This window comes from Frankia sp. AiPs1 (assembly GCF_023716945.1).
Classification (GTDB): domain Bacteria; phylum Actinomycetota; class Actinomycetes; order Frankiales; family Frankiaceae; genus Frankia.
In genome coordinates this window covers 1-20,265 of the sequence record NZ_JAMQQF010000062.1, presented here as the reverse complement: position 1 = coordinate 20,265, position 20,265 = coordinate 1, and the positions used below count along the sequence as shown (strand labels likewise).

At 71.8% G+C, this 20,265-nt stretch carries 15 protein-coding genes and 1 pseudogene; 11 read left to right on the top strand and 5 right to left on the bottom strand.

What is annotated here, in order from left to right:
* Nucleotides 1-403 precede the first annotated feature (403 nt).
* From ND748_RS09275 to ND748_RS09265, 3 genes are all read left to right on the top strand, one after another.
* Nucleotides 404-1,216 (top strand): PaaX family transcriptional regulator C-terminal domain-containing protein, encoded by an 813-nt coding sequence (locus ND748_RS09275; RefSeq protein ID WP_251745257.1) that lies wholly within the window; start codon nt 404-406, stop codon nt 1,214-1,216.
* Nucleotides 1,217-1,315: 99 nt separating this feature from the next.
* Complete coding sequence (locus ND748_RS09270) at nt 1,316-2,362, top strand: LLM class F420-dependent oxidoreductase (RefSeq protein ID WP_251745256.1); 1,047 nt, start codon at nt 1,316-1,318, stop codon at nt 2,360-2,362.
* A gap of 58 nt (nt 2,363-2,420) precedes the next feature.
* Nucleotides 2,421-3,257 (top strand): enoyl-CoA hydratase/isomerase family protein, encoded by an 837-nt coding sequence (locus ND748_RS09265; RefSeq protein WP_251745255.1) that lies wholly within the window; start codon nt 2,421-2,423, stop codon nt 3,255-3,257.
* 49 nt (nt 3,258-3,306) lie between these two features.
* Here ND748_RS09265 and ND748_RS09260 read toward each other — a convergent pair whose 3' ends face one another.
* The 3 genes from ND748_RS09260 to ND748_RS09250 all read right to left on the bottom strand — a co-directional run bounded on the left by ND748_RS09260 (nt 3,307) and on the right by ND748_RS09250 (nt 7,749).
* Complete coding sequence (locus tag ND748_RS09260) at nt 3,307-4,263, bottom strand: FkbM family methyltransferase (RefSeq protein WP_251745254.1); 957 nt, start codon at nt 4,261-4,263, stop codon at nt 3,307-3,309.
* A 247-nt stretch (nt 4,264-4,510) separates the two neighbouring features.
* On the bottom strand, nt 4,511-5,440 hold the full coding sequence (locus tag ND748_RS09255) for an LLM class F420-dependent oxidoreductase (protein WP_251745253.1): 930 nt from the start codon (nt 5,438-5,440) through the stop codon (nt 4,511-4,513).
* A 380-nt stretch (nt 5,441-5,820) separates the two neighbouring features.
* Nucleotides 5,821-7,749, bottom strand: coding sequence for an RICIN domain-containing protein (locus tag ND748_RS09250; protein ID WP_251745252.1), 1,929 nt, complete (start codon nt 7,747-7,749; stop codon nt 5,821-5,823).
* A gap of 395 nt (nt 7,750-8,144) precedes the next feature.
* On the opposite strand from ND748_RS09250, the gene ND748_RS09245 reads away from it, so the two are divergent.
* Both ND748_RS09245 and ND748_RS09240 read left to right on the top strand, forming a co-directional pair.
* The gene (locus ND748_RS09245; protein WP_251745251.1) at nt 8,145-9,260 is read left to right on the top strand and encodes a S1C family serine protease; all 1,116 of its coding nucleotides are present in this window, start codon (nt 8,145-8,147) and stop codon (nt 9,258-9,260) included.
* 184 nt (nt 9,261-9,444) lie between these two features.
* A complete protein-coding gene (locus ND748_RS09240) occupies nt 9,445-11,166 on the top strand; it encodes a metallophosphoesterase (RefSeq protein ID WP_251745250.1) in 1,722 nt (573 codons plus the stop codon).
* Here the strand turns inward: ND748_RS09240 and ND748_RS09235 are convergent.
* Both ND748_RS09235 and ND748_RS09230 read right to left on the bottom strand, forming a co-directional pair.
* A complete protein-coding gene (locus ND748_RS09235; protein WP_251745249.1) occupies nt 11,157-11,336 on the bottom strand; it encodes a hypothetical protein in 180 nt (59 codons plus the stop codon). The two genes, ND748_RS09240 and ND748_RS09235, sit on opposite strands and share 10 nt — an antisense overlap.
* A gap of 415 nt (nt 11,337-11,751) precedes the next feature.
* Nucleotides 11,752-11,805: pseudogene (locus ND748_RS09230) on the bottom strand (hypothetical protein); the annotation flags it as partial.
* Between the two features lie 405 nt (nt 11,806-12,210).
* Here ND748_RS09230 and ND748_RS09225 point away from each other — a divergent pair.
* The 6 genes from ND748_RS09225 to ND748_RS09200 form a co-directional block, all read left to right on the top strand.
* Nucleotides 12,211-13,425 carry a condensation domain-containing protein gene (locus ND748_RS09225; RefSeq protein ID WP_251745258.1) on the top strand — a complete coding sequence of 405 codons (1,215 nt, stop codon included), beginning with the start codon at nt 12,211-12,213 and terminating at the stop codon, nt 13,423-13,425.
* 142 nt (nt 13,426-13,567) lie between these two features.
* Nucleotides 13,568-13,969 carry a PH domain-containing protein gene (locus ND748_RS09220; RefSeq protein WP_251745248.1) on the top strand — a complete coding sequence of 134 codons (402 nt, stop codon included), beginning with the start codon at nt 13,568-13,570 and terminating at the stop codon, nt 13,967-13,969.
* A 525-nt stretch (nt 13,970-14,494) separates the two neighbouring features.
* Complete coding sequence (locus ND748_RS09215; protein ID WP_251745247.1) at nt 14,495-15,604, top strand: hypothetical protein; 1,110 nt, start codon at nt 14,495-14,497, stop codon at nt 15,602-15,604.
* Between the two features lie 429 nt (nt 15,605-16,033).
* The gene (locus tag ND748_RS09210; protein WP_251745246.1) at nt 16,034-16,387 is read left to right on the top strand and encodes a VOC family protein; all 354 of its coding nucleotides are present in this window, start codon (nt 16,034-16,036) and stop codon (nt 16,385-16,387) included.
* A 280-nt stretch (nt 16,388-16,667) separates the two neighbouring features.
* Nucleotides 16,668-18,257, top strand: a complete 1,590-nt coding sequence (locus tag ND748_RS09205) for an FMN-binding glutamate synthase family protein (protein ID WP_251745245.1) — start codon at nt 16,668-16,670, stop codon at nt 18,255-18,257.
* 397 nt (nt 18,258-18,654) lie between these two features.
* A partial coding sequence (locus ND748_RS09200; RefSeq protein ID WP_251745244.1) for an MFS transporter occupies nt 18,655-20,265 on the top strand: 1,611 nt, incomplete at its 3' end.

Here is a 20,265-nt window from a genome sequence, read left to right as displayed (position 1 = left end):
GGCGAAGGCCAGGGCGATGGCCCGGCCCAGGCCGCGGCTGGCCCCGGTGACGATCGCGGTACGACCGGCGAGCCGGCCGGTGCCGGCGCTCACCTCGCCGCCCCGGACGGACGGCGGGGCTGCTGGCCTCGTCGGGTGTGACGTCGAATACGGTCCATGTCCGAGGTTGTAGGCGCGCCCGCGTCCACCCGTCAATCGATCCGCCCCGGGCGTGGGCGTTCGGCGCCGCCCCGGCCACCCGCCCTCGGTCCCTCGCCCAACCACGGTCCCGGGCGTCCGTTCCGCCCCGCGGAGAGGCATCCCCGCGGACAGGCATCCCTGCGGAGAGGCGAGAACGCGGCCGGGCGGTGGCGGCGGGTGGCGTCGTTACACTGCGGTGATGGCGGCCGGTGAGTTTCCGGGCGTGTCCGCGCAGAGCTGGGTGCCGCTGCTGATCGGCACCGCGCTGCCGGCGCGGCCGTTCGCGTCCGGTGCGGGCCTCGTCGACCTGCTCGCCACCGCCGGCTACGCGGCGGGGGCGACCCGGGTGGGGCTGTCGCGGCTGTGCGCGGACGGCTCGCTCGAACGCCGCCGCGACGGCCGGCAGACCAGCTACCGGCTCGGCCGGCAGATGGCCGAGACGGTGACCTCGGTCGGCGGCCGGGTGGAGAGCTTCGGCCGGTCGGTGGGGTGGGACGGCTCGTGGACGATCGTGCTCGCCTCGGTGCCCGACGAGCTGCGCTCGACCCGGCGGCGGATGAAAAGCGCGCTGGCCTATCTCGGTTTCGGCCGGCTGCGGGAGACGACCTGGGTCGCCGCGCGGGCCTGCGAGGACGAGGTCAAGGTGCTGGTCGAGTCGCTCGACCTGGCCGGGTTGGTCGACGTGTTCGTCGGTCGCCCCGCGGCGCTCGCCGACGTCGACGCGATCCTGCACCGCTGCTGGGACCTCGGTTCGCTCACCCAGCGTTACGGTGCGTTCGTCGCCCGGTTCGCCGCGCTGCGCGTCGCCGGCTCCCGCGACGCCCTGAGTCCGTCGGACGCGTTGCTGTGGTGGATGCGGCTCACCCATGACTACCGCGAACTCGTCTACCGGGATCCGGAGCTGCCGCCCGAGTTCCTGCCGGCCGCGGCCCGAGCCCTGCGCGAGCAGGTCGTCGACACCTACGCGACCGCCCACGGCGGCCTCGACGGACGCGCGACCGCCGAGGTGCGCCACGCGCTCGGCATCGACAGATAACAACCGATGGCTGCAGCGGCCGGGTTCTGTTAGCTTCCCTGTGGACGGACGGCTGCTGCCGGTGCCCGCCGGGGGTGCGCCCGGCGTGGAGGGATGCGGATGAAGATCGACGGAGCCCTGGGGGCGCTGGAGCAGGCGACGGGCAACGCCCGCGCGGCGCAGGAGGCCGGCTACGACGGTGTGTGGGCGTCCGAGGTCAATCAGGACCCGTTCCTGCCGCTGGCGCTCGCCGCCGACGCCACGTCGACGATCGAGCTGGGCACGTCGATCGCGGTGGCGCTGTCCCGCTCGCCGATGTCGCTCGCCTACACCGCGCACGACCTGGCGCGATTCTCCGGCGGCCGGTTCGTGCTGGGGCTGGGGTCCCAGGTCAAGGCGCACATCACCCGGCGCTTCTCGATGCCGTGGGGCCGCCCGGGGCCGCAGATGCGCGAGTTCATCCTGGCGATGCGGGCCGCGTGGTCGAGCTGGGCGGACGGGACGCCGCTGTCGTTCGAGGGCGAGTACTACCGGCACACCCTGATGCCGCCGACGTTCGTCCCGGCGCCGCATCCCTACGGGCCGCCGCGGGTGCTGCTGGCCGGCGTCGGCGAGGTGATGACCCGAGTCGCCGGCGAGGTCGCCGACGGTTTCCTCTGCCACGGCTTCACCACCGCGCGCTGGATCCGCGAGCACACCCTGCCGGCGCTGGCCGAGGGCCGCCGCCGCGCCGGGCTGGAGCTCGCCGGCTTCGACGTCGTCGCCGGCGCCTTCCTCGCCACCGGGACCGAGCAGGAGATCGTCGAGGGCCTGGCCAGGATCCGCGGGCAGATCTCCTTCTACGGCTCGACGCCCGCCTACCGCCCGGTGCTCGAGCTGCACGGCTGGGGTGACCTCGGGGCCGAGCTGACGGTGCTGTCGAAGCAGAACCGGTGGGCGGAGATGGCGACCCTGATCGACGACGACGTCGTCGAGGCGTTCGCCGTCGTCGCCCCGCCCGCCGAGGTTCCTGCCCGCATCGCCGAGCGCTTCGCCGGCCTGGCGACGCGGCTGTCGTTCACCCCGCCGCCGTCGTTCGGCGCGGGCGAGGTGCGCGAGCTGGTCGGTGCGCTGCGCGCCGTGCCCGCCCTCGGTGCCGACCCGGCGACCAGCGGCGCGATGCTGTGAGGTCGCCGGGCGGCGCGGTGGACGGGGGGAGCGGCGGGATGAGAGTGGGAGACGGCCGATGACGGCGGTGGACGGCGGCGCCGGGGTGGATCTGGTGCAGCGGGAGGTCGTCGAGGACGGCGTGCAGCTGCTGCGCCTGAACCGGCCGGCCCGGCTCAACGCCATCACCCCGGCGCTCGTCGACGCGCTGCACCGCCGCCTCGACGAGGTCGACGCGGACCGCTCCTGCCGGGTGGTGATCCTCACCGGCGCGGGCCGCGGCTTCTGCGCCGGCGCCGACCTGCGCGGCGGGGATCCGGACCTCCCGGAGCCGTTCGAGCCGCGGCCCGGCCCCGTCGGCACCTTCCAGATCCAGGAGCAGTACTCGCGGACGACGAGCCGGCTGCGGGCGCTGACCAAGCCGGTGATCGCGGCGGTCAACGGGCCGGCGACCGGCGGCGGGCTGGCGTTCACCCTCGGCTGCGACGTCCGCCTCGCCGCCGCGTCGGCGCGGTTCTCCGCGGCGTTCGCCCGCGTCGGGCTGTCCGGCTGCGACATGGGCACCGGCTGGCTGCTCAACCGGGTCGTCGGCGTCGGTCGGGCGCACGAGCTGCTGCTCACCGGCCGGATCATCGACGCGGCGGAGGCGCTGCGGATCGGCCTCGTCGTCGACGTCGTGCCCGACGACGCGCTGCTGGAGCGCGCGTTGGAGACGGCGCGGCTCATCCGCGCCAACTCGCCGTTCGGCGTCTACATGACCAAGCAGGTGATGTGGTCGACGCTGGAGATCCCCGGTCTGGAGGCGGCGATCAACCTGGAGAACCGTACGCAGGTCCTCGCCTCCACCACCGCGGACAACCCGGAGGCGGTGGCCGCGTTCCTCGAACGGCGCGAGCCCCGCTGGACCGACTCCTGAACCACGGCCACCGGGGCCAGGCGCCGATGGCGGGACGTCACGCGGGTCGTCAGACGCGCAGCAGCGTCTCGTCAGCGGTGGAGAAGTAGTTCGCCACGTAGGGGCGGACGGACTCGGCGGCGAGGCGGTTGTCCTCGACGGCCGGGTCGATCGGGCCGACGAGGGTGTCGCTGGCCTCGTCGTGGCGGAAGGTCCGGTAGCCGTGGCGGTCGAGCGCGTCGAAGACCTCCGACGGGGTGCCGCCCTCGCCGACGAGCGGGTCCTCGCTGATCTCGAAGCAGACGACGCCGATGCGCCGCTGCGCCAACAGCCCGGCCGCGCCGGTGAAGACCTGGCGCTCGAAGCCCTCGACGTCGACCTTGCACAGCGCCACCCGTGCGATCCCCTCCCGCTCGGCGAACCCGTCGAGGGTCAGCGCCGGCACCTCGACGACCTCGGTCGGTTGGATCGCCGTGCCGTCGTAGGTGAACATCGGATGGCTGCCGAGCGAGTTCCACCCGGACGCGGGGTCGGGGAACACGTTCATCGTCGCCGTGCCCGGGGCGTCGGTGACGGCGGCGCGCACGACCGTGACGTCCGCGGACCGGTTGAGCGCGAGGGTCTGGACGAGCCGGTCGGCGGTCGTGGGCACCGCCTCGAAGGCGTAGACCCGGCCGGTCTCGCCGGTGCGCCGCCGGGCGTGCACGCTGTAGACGCCGATGTTCGCGCCCACGTCGAACACCACATCGCCGGCGCCGAGCAGCCGGTCCATCAACGTGAACGCCGGCCGGTCGCCGGGACGCCGCATCAGCGAGCGCAGGTGGGCCCGTTCGTCGGCGGGGACCAACAGGGTGATGCCGTACTCGTCCTGCACGACGACCGTCCCGCGCCGCGCTGCGTCCAGCGAGACCCGGGCCTGCCATAACGCATCTTTCGCCGCGACGACACCGCCTCGCAGCCGCTTGTTCTGCCGCAGCGTCGCCCTGGCTTTCCCGGCAATGCGGTTCGCCATCTCCGTACCCGACATTTTCCACCTCCGGAAATCTGTGCCGCCTTCGCGAATCGGCGCCACTCGGCCGAATCGGTGCCACCCATGCACGTCGACGAAAGACTGTCGCGGTCATGTGGACGGGCGACGGAGGCGATGCCACGGGCAGACTAGGGCGGCCAGATCAATGCGTCCCGGGATATGGCTGTGATTCAGATCACAGTCATATCGGAGGGCCCATTCCGGTGATTGGTTCTGCTTGCTTTCCGCAAAGAAGGCGCGGTGGTCAGCGGGGGAGTCCGGCGGCGGCGAGGACATGCTCGGCGTAGCCGTCGATGGCGCGCTCGGCGCCGTCGGTGTCGTCGAGGTGGAACGTCGCCGTGAAGTGGCTGGCGCCGAGGTCGGCGAGTTCGACGAGGTGCTCGAGGTGCGCGCGGGCATCGAGTCCGTCGCGGCCGGCGGCGGCGCTGTCGCTGGTGGTCGCCCACAGGCCGACCTCGGCCGGGTCCCGCCCGGCGACGACCGTGTCGGCGCGCAGCGTCCGCGCGGCCCGGCGCAGGTCGTCTACGGTCGGGATCGACACCGACCGGATCGTGCGGGCGCCGAGATCGTCGATGGACAGCGGGGCCCACCCCTGCCCCCAGGCGGCCGCCCGGCGCCGGGCCCGGGCGCTGTTGCCGGCGATCCACAGCGGCGGGTGCGGCAACTGCACCGGCGCGGGCGCGAGGACCTGGTCGAGGCCGTCGAAATGCCGGCCCCGCGCCGAGACGCTGCCCGCCGTCCACGCCCCGCGCAGGACGGCGAGCGCCTCGTCGAACAGCTCGTTGCGCTCGTCGAAGTCCGCGCCGAGGGCCAGGAACTCCGAGCGCAGGTAGCCGACGGCGACCCCGAGGTCGAGCCGGCCGTCGGACAGGGCGTCGGTGGTCGCCACCGACTTGGCCAGCGCGAACGGGTTGCGGTGCGGGACGACGACGGCGAACGTCATCAGCCGCACCCGTTCGGTGACCGCGGCCAGGAAGGCCATCAGCCCGAACGGCTCGTAGGCGTCGTGGCCACCGGCCTCGTACCACTTGCGGGAGGGGGCAAGGTGATCGTTGACGGCGATGGCGTCGTAACCCGCCTCCTCGATGCGGCGGGCGAGCCGCGTCAGCCGGCGGGCCGAGAAGGCCCCGGGCCGGCATCCCGCGTCGAGCACTAACTCCGCGACGTACTTCATGGCGTTGACCTCCGCTGGCGCTTGCCGGTCCCCCCGCCCGACGCGGGGGCCCCGGCGCGGACCGTCGCCGGCCCCGTGCCGCTGCGCCGCCGCGCGCCCGTCGGATACCGAGCCCCGGACGTTCGACGTGTTGAGGTCACCGAGCCTTCCCGGCCAGCCGAGCATGGTCAAGGTCAGACCGCTCCGCGCGCCGATCGGCGGCTGCCGCGGGATGCCCCCGGCGCGCCCTTCGCCAGCGCCGGGGGCTCGGTACCCGGCCGGCCGGTACCGGGCCCCGCCGATTGGACGGTGGCCCACCGGCCGGACGCCGGCGCCCGCGGGTCGGACGCCCTAATCGGTCGGACGCCGTGGCCCGCCGATTGGACGCCGGCGCCGGCCGGTTACGGGACGACGTCGATGACGTAGCCGGCGGGCTGCGCACCGGGATAGACCGCCCGGACCGTGACCTCGACCCTGCCCAGGCGGTCGCCGGCGACCAGCGCGACGGCGGTGGCGATGCCCTCGGCGTCGGTGACCGCGAGGACCGTCGTGACCGGCCCCGGCGGGTCGGCGAAGTGCAGCCCGGACTCGACCGGCACCGAGAACTCGATCTCGGCGCCCGGCACCGGCGCGCCGCCGCGGCGGGCCACGGCTCGCAGCCCCCCGGCCATCCGCTGGCCGATCCGCACCTCCCGCTCCCGCCCGCCGAGGCCGGACACGGTGTCGACCTCGGGCGGCTCGGCCTGCGGCAACGCCCGGCGGCGGTGCACGCTGGCAGCCGGCACCACCCACCACAGCTGGTTGTTGGCGCCGTTCCACCCCCAGCCGACGAGCCCGGTCCGCGGGGCCGACGTCGCCCCCGGCAGGTCGAGCACCCGGTTGTGGGCGACGTTCACCAGCCGGTACGCGCCGTGCAGCGCCGGCTCGATCCGCCACTGCTGGTCGTCGTAGCCGGGCGTGTAGGTGAACACCGAATGGTCCTGCTTCCCACCGAACTTTCCGTTGTAGGCCAGGCACAGACCGCCGCCGCGGCTCGCCAGGCTGAACGAGCTCGGCTTGGTCCCGGCGACCAGTTCCCACTGCTGGGCCGTCGAGCCGTTGCCCGGGAACTGCTGCACGACGGCGGAGGACGTCGCCGCGTCGCGCACGTCGACGTACTGCCCACTGGCGACGCTGACCAGCGCGTAGACGCCGCCGGCGGCCCGCGGGGTGTAGCGGGTGAACCGGAATCGCTGGTTGCGCGACCCGTTGCGGGCGTGGGTGACGAGCGCGACCCCGGTGCCGGTCGCCCCGCCCGGCACGTCGAGCGCGCGTCCACTGGCGGCGACCAGCTCGTAGTAGCCCCCGGTGGACGTGCCCAGCCACCAGCGTGACTGCGCCCCCTGGGTCGACGTCGCCACCGCCGCGCCGGCCGACTCGCCGAGCAGCTTTCCGCTGGACCTCGCGCGCAGCTCGACCAGCCCACCGCCGACGGCGACCACCGTCCACTGCTGCCAGTCGTAGAAGGCCGGGTTCTGCTGCCGGACGACCGTGCCGTCGGACATCAGCGGCAGCCCGCTCGCCTCGCTGGTGATGATGTAGGACCCGCCAGCCGCGGGGATGAAGTCGACCTCGCCGAGCAGCCGCTTCGCCTCGTTGTCGACGATGGTCGCCAGGCGTTCCGCCGGCGGCATCGAGTCGAAGGCGGACTGCCAGGCCAGCCGGTCCGGGTCGAGCTGGGCGAACAGCTCCGCGACGACCGCGTCGACGTCGACGTCAACCGGGCGTCCGTGCAGCGCCGCCCTGATCGTCGTGCCGGCCTCGGCGCGGAAGGCGGCCATGTCGCGTTCGAGGATGGCGCGAGTCCGGCCGTAGCGGTAGGCGCGCTTCATTTCCGCGAGCTGGTCGTCGTACATGTAGTCGTTGCCGATGGCGACGCCCTCGGAGGTCCACTTGCCTTTGCGGACGTAGTCGAGGATCTGCCGGAAGTCCGCGGACGCGTTTGCGGCGAAGGCCCGCTCGGTCTCCGTCATCTCGTTGTGGAGCCTTTTCGCGATCAGTCCACGGTAGGTGTGCGGTTTGATCGCCGCGGTGACCTTGTCCTGAGCCCAGGAGTACGCCTCGTCGATCGCTCGGACCACCGTGCCCAGCACGTGCATGATCTCGTTGATGACCGGGGCGTCGACGTCGCAGGCCAGCCATCGGCCCAGCGTGGCACCGATGTAGATGACCTGCGCGACCTGGTCGCCGGCGAACGCATCCTCCTCGACCTTCGCCTGCAGATCCTTGTAGAAGGCGCACATCGTATCATCCCGGCGTATCTCCGGGAGGTACGGTGCAATCTCGGTCATGGCGTCATTTCCTTTCGGGCCGCTCATAGGGGGCGCGACTGCCTGGCCGGCCCCAAAGATCGGCCGGCCTGATCCCCATTTGGGCAACGTTAGGGAATGCCCGTCGGTCCCGTTTTGGTCTTGTGTCAAGTGGTGCGTTGCAGTGTGCCGCTGCACCGCTTTGTGCTTATTTCTGCCGCACTGCAGCCCGTGGTGACCGGCCTTTGGGCCGGCCGTTGTCCGCCGCCGTTGCCTGCCGCCGTTGCCCGCCGCCTGCTCTGCCGTCTTGGGTCTGCCGTCTTGGTCGTGCCGTCTTGATCTGCCGCCGGCAGGCGTTCGCCGCGCGACGTGCAGGCGATTGGTCGAGTGGGTATGCCGCTGGCGTGTATCGGGTCGTGCGCAGAGCGTGGTCGCGGGTGGGGGCTGTGATCGTGGTGCTCGTCGCCCTGATCGCCTTCGTCGGGCACGGCGGGCGCTCCAGCGTCCCGCCGGCCAGGGGCGAGCCGCCGGCCGCCGCGGGGGCGCTGTCCGTGGTGCCGGACGTCGTGGCCGACGTGGAGCCCTCCGTGGTCACCATCCTCGTGGGCGACGGTCTGGGCAGCGGGATCGTCTACCGCTCCAACGGCGTCATCGTCACCAACCAGCACGTCGTGGCCTCGGCCGCCGGCGGCGCGGTCGAGGTCGCGTTCGCGGACGGGCGCCACGTGCCGGGCCGGGTGCAGGCCGCGGACGCCGTCAGCGACCTCGCCGTGGTCAAGGTCGAACGCACCGGGCTGCCGGCGGCGAAGTTCCGCGAGCAGCAGCCCCGGCTCGGTGAGCTCGCGATCGCCATCGGCAGCCCGCTCGGCCTGGCAAACAGCGTCACCGCCGGGATCATCTCGGGTGTCAACCGCACGCTGCCCGGCGTCGACGGCCAGGGCGGTCAGGGCGGCTCCGGCGGCCAGGGCGGGTCCGAGGGGCAGGGCGGGGACAGCGGCCAGGGTGGTTCCGGCGGGCAGGGTGGTTCCGGCGGGCAGGCTGCGGTGGCGGGTCCGCGGGTCGACCTCATCCAGACCGACGCGGCGATCTCGCCGGGGAACTCCGGCGGCCCGCTGCTCGACGCCGAGGGACGGGTCGTCGGCGTCACCGAGGCGTACGTGCCGCCGCAGAGCGGCGCGGTCTCACTCGGGTTCGCGATCCCGTCGGCGACCGTCGTCGACGCCGTCGACCAGCTGCTGCGCACCGGTTCCGTGCGGCACGCGTTCATCGGGATCCAGACCGTCACCCTCACCCCGCAGATCGCCGACCAGCTCGGCCTGGCCGTCCGCAGCGGCGCGTTGGTGATCGGGGTGGTCGGCGGCGGTCCGGCGGACCGGGCCGGCCTCCAGCCCGGTGACGTCATCCGGTCGTTCGACGGCCGGGCGGTCACCTCCGTCGAGGACTTCTCGGCCGAGCTGCGGGCCGTCGACCCGGGACGGACGGTCATCCTGACCGTCAACCGCGACGGCAAGAACGTGAAACTCAAAGTCACCGTCACCGACCGCCCGACGTGACCTGACATGAGCTGACGTGACCTGACGTGACCGGCGACAACCGCCGAGCCCTGCCCCGACGGCGGGACCTTGCGGGAAAGGCGCCGTTCGCCTGCGTGAACGACCGACGTGTTTACGCATATTTCGGCCGGCGGCCATCTCGCCGTTGGGGTGCTCCGCAGGCGGCGGGCCTACGTTCAGCGCCATGCCAGTGAGTCCTCCCAACGAAGTGGTCGCTTCCGGCGTTCCGGCGAACATCGCCCAGGACATGACCATCGCGGAGCAGCACGAGTGGCTCCAGACCTTCCTGCGCCGCCGGCCGGTGAGCCGCCGCGGCATGCTGCTCGGCGGCCTTGCCGGCGCGGGCGCCGCGACCCTGGGCACCACCCCGTTCGGCCGGGCCGCCTACGCCGCCACCGCGGCGGACAGCCCCCTGCTGGTCGGCGGGCGGCACACCGCGTTCGGCATCGACCCGGCACGCCAGCTCCGCCTGGCCGCGCAGTTGACCCGTAACCCGGGCCGCGGCCGGATCCTCGTCGACATCGGCCCGACCCGCGGCCTCGGCGGCACGGTCGAGGCCGAGGTCCGCCCGCTGCTGTCGCAGGTGCCGCAGGTCGACGGGTCGATCCTCAGCGTCGAGCAGTTCTACGTGCACGCGGCGTTCGACCGCCTCGCCCCGGGCCGGGAGTACTACTACCGGTTCCGCGTCCCCGGCGGGGCGACGACCCCGGTGCAGGCGGTGCGCACCGGCCACGCGAAGGGCCGCCTCGGGGGACCGTTCCGGTTCACGATGATGGGCGACCACGGGTCGAACACCACCCCGCAGGGTGACCCGAAGGGCCTGTTCGACGACAACTACTACAAGCCGGACAACGAGCCGACCGTCGCGCACGCCTCCGCCATCACCGCGGCGATCGCCCGCCAGGACCCGGCGTTCCACCTGCTCGCCGGCGACATCTGCTACGCCGACCCGTCCGGCGCCGGCAAGCCCCCGCAGCGGACCACCACCGGCCAGCCCCCGGCCGGCTTCGACAACTACGACCCGACGGTCTGGGACGTCTACCTGGCTGACATCGAGCTCTCCAGCGCCCGCAGCCCGTGGATGTTCGCCACCGGCAACCACGACATGGAGGCGCTCTACTCGCCGCACGGTTACGGCGGCCACGCGGCCCGCCTCGACCTGCCCAGCGACGGGCCCAAGGGCTGCCCGAGCGTGTACTCGTTCGTCTACGGCAACGTCGCGGTGCTGTCCCTGGACGCCAACGACGTCAGCTTCGAGATCAAGACGAACACCGGCTACTCCGGCGGCGCGCAGACGTCCTGGGTGGAGCGGACGCTCAAGGGGTACCGCAACGACCCCGACATCGACTTCATCGTCTGCTTCTTCCACCACTGCGCCTACTCGACGACCACGCAGCACGCCAGCGACGGCGGGGTCCGTGGCGCGTGGGCGCCCCTGTTCGACCGCTACCAGGTCGACCTGGTGCTCCAGGGGCACAACCACCTCTTCGAGCGCTCCGACCCGATCCGCGGCAACGCCCCGACCCGCGAGGCGCCCGACGGCTCGACCATCGAGCCGGCCAAGGACGGCACCATCTACATCACCGCGGGCAGCGCCGGCCGGCCCCGCTACCAGTTCCAGACCGGTGAGGTGGAGAACTACCGCGGCAAGCCGGCCCCGGCGGGATCGAACGTCGTGCCCAACAGCTACGTCTGGGCGCCCGACGGCACGAAGACCCCCGAGGCGATCTCCTGGTCGCGGACCCGGTTCGACAACTACGCGTTCGTGGCCGTCGACTCGACGCCGGGGCAGCCCGGCGGCGCGTCCACGCTGACCGTGCGCGGCGTCGACGAGCACGGCACCGAGTTCGACCGCGTCGTCCTCAAGCGCCCCGTCCCCCAGCGCCCCTTCCCCCGTCAACGCTGACGGCAACGGGGATGTGGGGGGGGGGGGGGGGGGGGGGGGGGGGGGGGGGCGCGGGCGGGGGGGGGGGGGGGGGGGGGGGGGTGGGGGGGGGGGGGGGGGTTGGGGGGGGGGGGGGGGGGGGGGGGGGGCGGGCCGCCCCCCCCCCCCCCCCCCCCCCCCCGGCACCGCACCGCACCGCCTGCAAGAATCTTCGGGACCGTATACCGAGCTTAAATTGCCGGCGTTGTTGTAGACGGCGGACCCATGCCTCGGCGCCGGGGCCGTACTGGACCGGGGCGTCGACCCCGACGGGCACGTCCGCCTTCGTGCGCGTGCCGCAGCAGGCGCACTCCCGCTCGACGAGCCGGTGCTCGACCAACATCCGGCTCGACCACATCCGGCTCGACGACCGGCACGTCCACGACCTGCCGGCGTTCCACCCCGGTGACCTGCGCGAGGACCAGCGGCTCCCCGCAGCCCCGGCACGCCGCCGGCTCGTAGGTCACCCGTCCAAGTCGGGGCGTCGGTCATCGCCAGCGTCGAACCGGGAGGCCACCCCTGCCCACCGGGCTTACGGCCGCACTTCTTCCGCAGCGACTTCGGCTCGGGCCTGGCCAGCCCGTCCGAGCTCGGGGGCTTCGAGGAGTTCTGCGAGTTCATCCGAGCCGCGGGCACGCAGGTCCTCAGATCTCACCGGTCGCCGTCGCCAACGCCTTCGGCACCAGCGACACCCGGCCATCGTGAGCCCCCTCGTCACGGAACTCTGATCGCCTGGTTCAGGCGGCTGCGCGCCGGCGCGCCCGACCCACGACCTGCCACCGGGGCGCGGACGGCGGGTCACACCCGGCCGGCGGTCTGCCGGCACCCGGTCACCGGATCTTCCACGATGCATATATCGTGTGCTGATTAGTTCTGGGGGGCTGGGGTCCAGTGCACGTAGAAGAAGGGTGTCGGGGCGGCTGGCCGGCGCCCGCTCCGGATCGGATTCTCACGTCGAGCGAGCAGATCCTGGCCGCCTCCGACCGGGCCAGTGCGCCGCTGACCTGCGGATTGTTCGTGCAGACCATGGGCACCGTGGACATGGCGCGGCTTCGGCTCGCGGTGCGCGCGGCGATCAGCCGCCATCCCATGATGCGGGCGAGCCTCTACGGCGCGCGCCAGCACGCATGGCGGTTCACCGCCGAGCCGTCAGCGAACCCCGTCTGGCGGATCGACGACGGAAGTGACGGCTGGCGCATCCACGAGACGATGATGTCGGCGCCTTTCGACCTGCGCGCCAACCCGCCCCTGCGCATAGCTTTGGTGCACCAGCCGGACGGCGACCAGCTCTCCGTCGTCGCGCATCACCTCGCGGTCGACGGGATGAGCCTCGCCGCCGTCGTCACCGAGATCTTTTCCGCGTACGAACTGGCCGACGGGGTGGCCGACGAAGCCGCAGCGACGGACGGAACCAGCGACGGTCCCGTCAGGCTGCCCACCGCCATGCCGCCCGTCCCGAGGGCGGCAGCCCATGGCTGGACCGCCTTCACCCAGCGCTCCGGCCGGCACATCACACCCTTGGACGCGAGCCGGGACGCCGGCTACGGTTACCAATCCCTGAGCCTGCCGGTGCCCGCGCGGCGCGTGCTGCTGCCCGGCGGACGTCGACTGACCGTCAACGACCTGCTCGTCGCGGCGACCCACCTTGCCATCGACCGGTGGAACCGTCGGCACGGCGAGGAGGCCGGGACACTGCGCGTCAGGATGCCGATCGGTCTGCGGACCTCCCCTGGCACAAGTGGCAACAACACCGGCCAGGTCGTGATCGTCAGTGAGCCGGCCGACCGGGCGGACCTGGTCAGACTGGCTGGTCGAATCGTCGATCAGACCGAGCGGGCAAAGCGGGAGGCCGCCGCACCCGCCATCGCGGGAGTCGCCGGCCGAGTCGGCGCGGCCGCCACAGCGCGGATACCGGGGCCCTGGCGAGGCTCGGTCCTGCGGTGGGGGGTGCGCACGGCGCGCCCGCTCATCACCCCCGCCGCCGCCATCAGCAACCTCGGGCCGCTCGCTGCCATCGCCGCCGACAACCCGAAGATCTCGTCGGTCTACTTCACCGGCACCGCCGGCATGCCCCAAGGGCTGTTCATCGGCGCAACCAGGTACGGCGCCGGTCTGCACCTCGCGTTCGGCTACCACCGGCACCTTTTCGGACCCGCCGCCGCCGCGACCTTCGCCCAAATCTTCCAGGCGGCTTTCGTCGAGCTTACCGCTGTCGACGGGGAGGCTCGGCGGCCGAGCTGACCGTCGGCCGATCGCGCTCGACGCGCCTAAGCTAAGACCCGAGAGCCGAGAGCGGACCACAGGGAGTCGGATGCGAAGGTCGAGGGACGCAGATACTCACGTCTTCCGTAGCCTCTCCACATCGTGGTTCGCGGGTCTGTGTATGGCGTTGACAGCGGTTGTCGCCGGTGTCGACATCGGACCCATGGTGCATGAGTTTCCGAGCGAGTACTCATGCACCATGCCCTTTGTGTATCTTGCGGGGGCGGCTTTCATCTGGCGCACCGGGGTGCACGCCTGCGTGATCGCCACCAAGGCATCCCTGACCATCAGGAATCCGCTGAGATCCTATCGGCTTTCCTGGAACGAGATAGCAGGCCTTCGACTCGACGATCGAATCTACGTCCAGCCCGTCGGCCGGCCCGAAATTCGGTGCTCGGCGATCGTCCGGTCGAACGTCAGCATGATGCTGCGGCGGGCTGGATTCATCGAGACCGTCTTCTCGGACCTCGAAGGACTCCGCACGGAACGGCGCCAGGCGCAGGAAGCACCGACGCCGGACTGACCTCCGGCGGCCCGACCCCCGTGGACGGCACGGTCAGTCACGGCGGACCCCGCAGCGGCGGCAGTTGCCGCAACCAGGCGTAAGCAGGCCGGATCCCACTATACTGATCGAATCGCCTGTCCACGACATCTGCAGGCGGCGCCGATGCGACGCAGCCACGATCTTGTAGTGCCGCCACGGAGACCCGACGAAGGGATGGAAGGGAAATTGATGGCAGTGCCGTCTGTTCGCGACTCGGTTGCCGCCAGTACGTTGCTGGGAGTGGTCCTCGGAGCCGCCGCGATTCTGACCGAGCTCCTCGCGACCGGGGACTACTCCTGGCCCCCGGCAGTGATCGTCGCGGTTACTCCTGTCGGAACAGTTCTGTGGAAACGACAGGCCAGGAGCCCAGAAAAGGCAGCCCGCACCAACAGAAGTGAACACTAGCAGCCCGCCCAGAGAAGGAAGGGCTTCCGGTGCGGGCACGCGAAGTTCTGGCGGCGCTACGGACCGCGCTGGTCGACCCGCAAGCAGCGGGCAACTCACTTGCCAGCTGGCTTGACGGCGAGAGCGCGGCTCCAGCGGTCTGCGTCGTCTTTCGAAGCTGGTCATACGTCAGCCGAGACGTGCTGGGTCGCATCCCAGACCGCAGGTTCTACCACCCGCACCTACACCCTCGGCCCCGCCCGCCGCCTCCGATCCTGGACTGACGGCTCCACTACCAGCACCAACCATTACCCGACCGCGTCCGGCGACAGCCCCACCTGGATCGGCGTCACCGGCGGCACCTGGACCCGCAACATCACCGGAATCGGCGGCAACCTCGCCGCCCTCCAAACCGACACCGGCACCGGCACCGGCACCGGCACCCTTCAATTCGCCGACCTTCACGGCGACATCGTCGCCACCACCGACGACTCAACCTCAGCCACTTCCATCGCCACCTACGCCGAATCCAACGAGTTCGGCCTCCCCTACTTCCCCACCACCGCCTACGCCCGCTACGGCTGGCTCGGCACCGAACAACGCTCCCGCGATGCCCTCGCCGGCCTCACCCTCATGGTCGTCCACCTCTACAACCCCCACACCGGACGATTCCTCTCCACCGACCCAGTCCTCGGCGGTAACGCCAGCCCCTACGACTACGACTACGACTACGACTACCAAGACCCGTACAACACCTTCGACCTCAACGGCCAGCTGTCGTTTTTCTGGAAGAAGCCGAGCTGGTGGTATTACGGAGCCCGCGCATACCGGGCCATCGCCAGCTCGACACGAAGATTTACACGATGGTTTTGCACAAACACCTACGTAATCTGGGTCACCGTCATCGTCGGATTCCGCTACCCAATAACCATCGCCATCTACACTGTCGTCTGCGCCCGGTATTACCGAAGTCGACAATCGCCTCCTCCACGAGACAAACAAGGAATCATCAGAATGCGGAGTCCAGCAATCCACGCTAGAGCAGAAGGCGAGCCAAGGTGGTTTCGCCCCACCGTCGTCTCCCTCTACGCAATCGTGATCGGTGGGCTGATGGCGGCAGCCTTTCTGGGTGTCGCTGCCCCCATAGTCTCGGGGACTGCGGTGATTTCCGGAATCCTTATTCGGACGTGGCGTAGGAATCGGCCGTGGAGACGCGGATCCAGGCAATAAAGAAGGCTCGAATCCAGTAGGTTTCTGAAATCACTCAAGAGCTCTGCGACTGAAATCGAGATCTACCACGAAGTCCGCTTCCGATTCCCCGAAAATCCGCCGCCATTTTTCCCCTCTGGCAGCAGAACGCAACGACCACAGGCGATAATTCGAATCACTCTTCCGAGCCATTTCGATCGTTCAAGTCGGAGTGACTCGGGTTTTCTAGGAATGCCGTCAGGAATTCCTACTAAGCCTTTTGTTGTTTCAGGCCAACGAGCTGGTCGCATCTCAGACCGCAGGCGCCACCACCCGCACCTACACCCTCGACCCCGCCCGCCGTCTCCGGTCCTGGACCGACGGCTCCACCGTGATCCGGATCAGGGCGAGCGCCCGTACCGTCTCCCGCCGCCTGGAGCGGCCGGACACCGCGAGGAGACCGGCGGGACAATGCGAGGCGTGACCCGACGGATCAACGAGATCGTGTTCGACTGCGCCGACCCGGCGACCCTGGCACGGTTCTGGTCCGCGCTGCTGGGCGCGCCGGTGGAGGTCCGGGACCCGGACTGGGCCACGGTGGCCGCCGATCCGGTGCTGATCGGGTTCCAGCGGGTGCCGGAGGGCAAGCAGTCGCCGAAGAACCGGCTGCACCTCGACGTCGAGGACGCCGACCTGCTCGGCGCCGCCGCGGCGGCCGAGGCCCTCGGGGCCACCCGCCTCGGGGACGTGATCGAGGACGAGGGCGGCGGCTTCCTCGTCCTGGCCGACCCGGAGGGCAACGAGTTCTGCTTCGTCACCGGCTGACGTCGGCAACGGCCATCCGATCTACCGCCATCCGACCTCACACCATCCGACCTCACGCCTGCGGCCTGCCCTCCGTCCCCGTGGGCACGGACCGCAGCCGGCCGGGTGGGGCCAGACGCCCACTCTGGCCGTTGCGGCGCACACCCGATGCACGGAGCAATTCAGAGCAGTCCTGACTGTCGCGGCGTATAGCGTCGAACCCGTCGCGACGGCGCGAAACCTCGGGGTGGCTCTCCGCCCGCCCGGCGCCGCTCGTCGGCGGCGCAGGAGAGGACGCACGATGTTCCCGCTGGGGATGCTGTCGGGCCTGGTCGTACTCACCGCGGCGGCGGTCGTCGCCGCGGTGTTCTGGTCGGCGGGCTGGTGGGTGGCGGTCGCGGTGTTCGCCGCGCTGCTGGCGCTCGCGGTCCACGACGTCGTCCAGCGCCGGCACGCGATCCTGCGCACCTTCCCGGTGGCCGGGCACTTCCGCTACCTGCTGGAAGGCATCCGGCCCGAGATCCAGCAGTACTTCGTCGAGCGCAACGTCGACGGCCGACCGTTCGACCGGGAAATCCGCACGACGATCTACGAGCGGGCCAAGGGCATCCACAGCGACCAGGCGTTCGGCACCGAGCGGGACGTCAACGCCGTCGGCTACGAGTTCCTGCCGCACACGACCGTCCCGGTCCCCGTCGCAGCGGACGCGCCGCCTCCGCGGGTGCGCGTCGGCGGGCCGGACTGCACCCAGCCGTACGACATCGCCCTGCTCAACGTCTCCGCGATGAGTTTCGGCTCGCTGTCCGGCAACGCGGTGCTGGCGATGAACCGCGGCGCCGCCGCCGGAGGGTTCGCCCACGACACCGGCGAGGGCGGGCTGACCGAGCATCACCTGCGCCACGGCGCCGATCTCGTCTGGGAGATCGGCAGCGGCTACTTCGGCGCGCGCAGCGCCGACGGTGACTTCGACCCGGCAATGTTCAAGGACAAGGCGACGCTGCCGGCCGTGAAGATGGTGGAGCTCAAGCTGAGCCAGGGCGCCAAGCCGGGGCTCGGCGGCATCCTGCCGGCGGCGAAGGTCAGCGCCGAGATCGCCGCGGCCCGCGGCGTGCCCGCCGGGGTGACCTGCGAGAGCCCGCCGGGGCACCGGGTGTTCGCCACCCCGCGGGAGCTGGTGCTGTTCGTGGCGCGGATGCGGGAGCTCGCCGGGGGCAAGCCGACCGGGTTCAAGTTGTGCGTGGGCTCGCGCCGGGAGCTGCTCGCGATCTGCCAGGCGATGCTGGCCGAGGGCGTCACCCCGGACTTCATCGTCGTCGACGGTTCCGAGGGCGGCACCGGGGCCGCGCCGCTGGAATACGAGGACAACGTCGGCACCCCGCTCACCGAGGGGCTGATCACGGTGCACAACGCGCTGGTCGGCGTCGGGCTGCGGGACCGGATCCGGATCGGGGTCAGCGGCAAGGTCGCCACCGGCACGGACATCGTCAAGCGGCTCGCGCAGGGCGCGGACTACACCAACTCGGCCCGCGCGATGATGATGGCGGTCGGCTGCATCCAGGCGTTGCGCTGCCACACCAACACCTGCCCGACCGGGGTGGCCACCCAGGATCCGCGCCGCGCCCGCGCCCTCGACGTCGCGGACAAGGGCGAGCGGGTCCGTCGCTACCAGCAGGCCACGGTCGCCACCGCCGTGCAGCTCATGGCCTCGCTGGGCTGCTCGCACCCGGACGAGCTGCATCCCGGGATGCTGATGCGCCGGCTCACCCACACCGACACCCGCAGCTACGCCGAGCTGTACTCCTGGCTGGAGCCCGGCGAGCTGCTCGCCGAGCCGCCCGCGGCCTGGGCCGCCGACTGGGCCGCGGCCGACCCCGACCGCTTCCGGGCCTAGCAGCGGACATCTTCCGGGCCTGGCAGTAGGCATCGAGCAACCCCGCCTGGCCCCGTTCCTGCTCACCCGACGATGCGGACCTGGCCCGCCAGCTGTGGGAACGCAGCGAAGCCATGATCGCCAAAGCCGCCTGACCGGGACCGGTCCGCCCCCGCGGCAGGGTCGCCGGCGGCGACCGGGCGGCGGCGACCGGCGGCTTTCTTGCCCTTTGGGGGGGCTTCGCGTCTGATTCGTCCCCCCCGAAGGGCAAGGCAACCCCGCCCACGGGAGGTCGGCGGAGTTTCGCCGTCGGGCCGGGTGGTGTAGGCAGGGACCCGGACGTCCCAGTGGGCTGGTGGACCCGGCCCGGGAGCTGGAAAGTCGGGTGCCTGGAAGTCGGGTGTCTGGAGGAGGCCCGATGGACGGCGTGCGGGGCGACGGCGTGCGGGTCGACAGCTTGCGGGTCGACAGCTTGCGGGTCGACAGCGCGGCCGGCCGTTGGGTGCTCGCCGCCACGGTGCTCGGCTCGGCGATCGCCTCGATCGACGCGACCGTGGTGGGCATCGCGCTGCCGGCGATCGGCCGGGACTTCGACGCCGGCCTGGCGTCGTTGCAGTGGGTGGTGACCGGATACACGCTGACCCTGGCCGGGTTGCTGCTGGTCGCCGGGGACCTCGGGGACCGCTACGGACGACGCCGGGTCTTTCTGATCGGCGTGGTGTGGTTCGTCGTCGCGTCGATGGGCGCCGCCGTGGCGCCGAACGCCCCCGTGCTCATCGGTTCCCGGGCGTTGCAGGGGGTGGGCGCGGCCCTGCTGACCCCGGGCAGCCTGGCGATCCTGGAGGCGAGTTTCGCGCCACAGGACCGCAGCCGGGCGATCGGCGCCTGGTCGGGCCTCAGCGGGGTGGCCCTGGCGATCGGGCCGTTCCTGGGCGGCTGGCTGGTCGAGGTCTGGTCCTGGCGGCTGATCTTCCTGATCAACCTGCCGGTGGCCGCCGTGGTCCTCGTGCTGACCTGGCGGCACGTGCCCGAGTCCCGCGACCCGCAGGTCGGTGGCCGGGTCGACGTGGTCGGCGGGGCGCTGGTCACCCTCGGCCTGGTCGGGGTGACCTACGGGCTCATCGAGGGTCCGGGGGCGGGCTGGAGCAAGCCGGCCGTGGGCGTCGCTCTGGTCGGCGGCGCGCTGCTGCTGGCCGCCTTCGTCGGCTGGGAACGCGGGGCACCGGCGCCGATGCTGCCGCTGGAGTTGTTCGCCGCCCGTCAGTTCGCCGCGACGAACCTGGTCACCTTCGCCGTGTATGCGGCACTCGGCGGCGCCCTGTTCCTGCTGCCGATCCAGCTTCAGCAGGTCTGCGGCTACAGCCCGCTGCAGTCCGGTGTCGCACTGCTCCCGGTAACGGTGATCATGCTGCTGCTGTCCGCCCGGTCGGGGGCGCTCGCCACCCGGATCGGCCCGCGGCTGCAGATGAGCGCGGGGCCGGTCCTCGTCGGAGTGGGCCTGGCCCTGTTCACCCGGGTCGACGCGGCCGGGAACTATGTGACCTCGGTGCTGCCCGCCGTGACCGTGTTCGGCCTGGGCCTGGCCACCACGGTGGCACCGCTGACGGCGACCGCGCTGGCCGCGGTGCCCGCACGACACGCGGGCATCGCCTCGGCGGTGAACAACGACGTGGCCCGCGCGGCCGGCCTGATCGCCGTCGCGGTCCTGCCCGCGGCCGCCGGCATCACCGGCGCCTCCTACCTGCGCCCGGCGGAGTTCTCCCGCGGCTTCCACACCGCGGCCCTGCTCGCGGCGGGGCTCTGCGGGCTCGGCGGAGTGCTCGCCGCGGTAACCATCCGTAACCCATCCAGACGCCCCGCCACGCCGCAGGTGGCAGTCATGCCGCCGTCAGCGCCATCGACGCCGTCAGCGCCATCGACGCCGTCAGCGCCGTCAGCGCCGTCAGCGCCGGCCGCCGCGGTGCCGCGGTGGAGCCACTGCTGCCTGGACGCCCCGCCGCTGCCGGATCCGAGCTCCCCGCACCTGCGC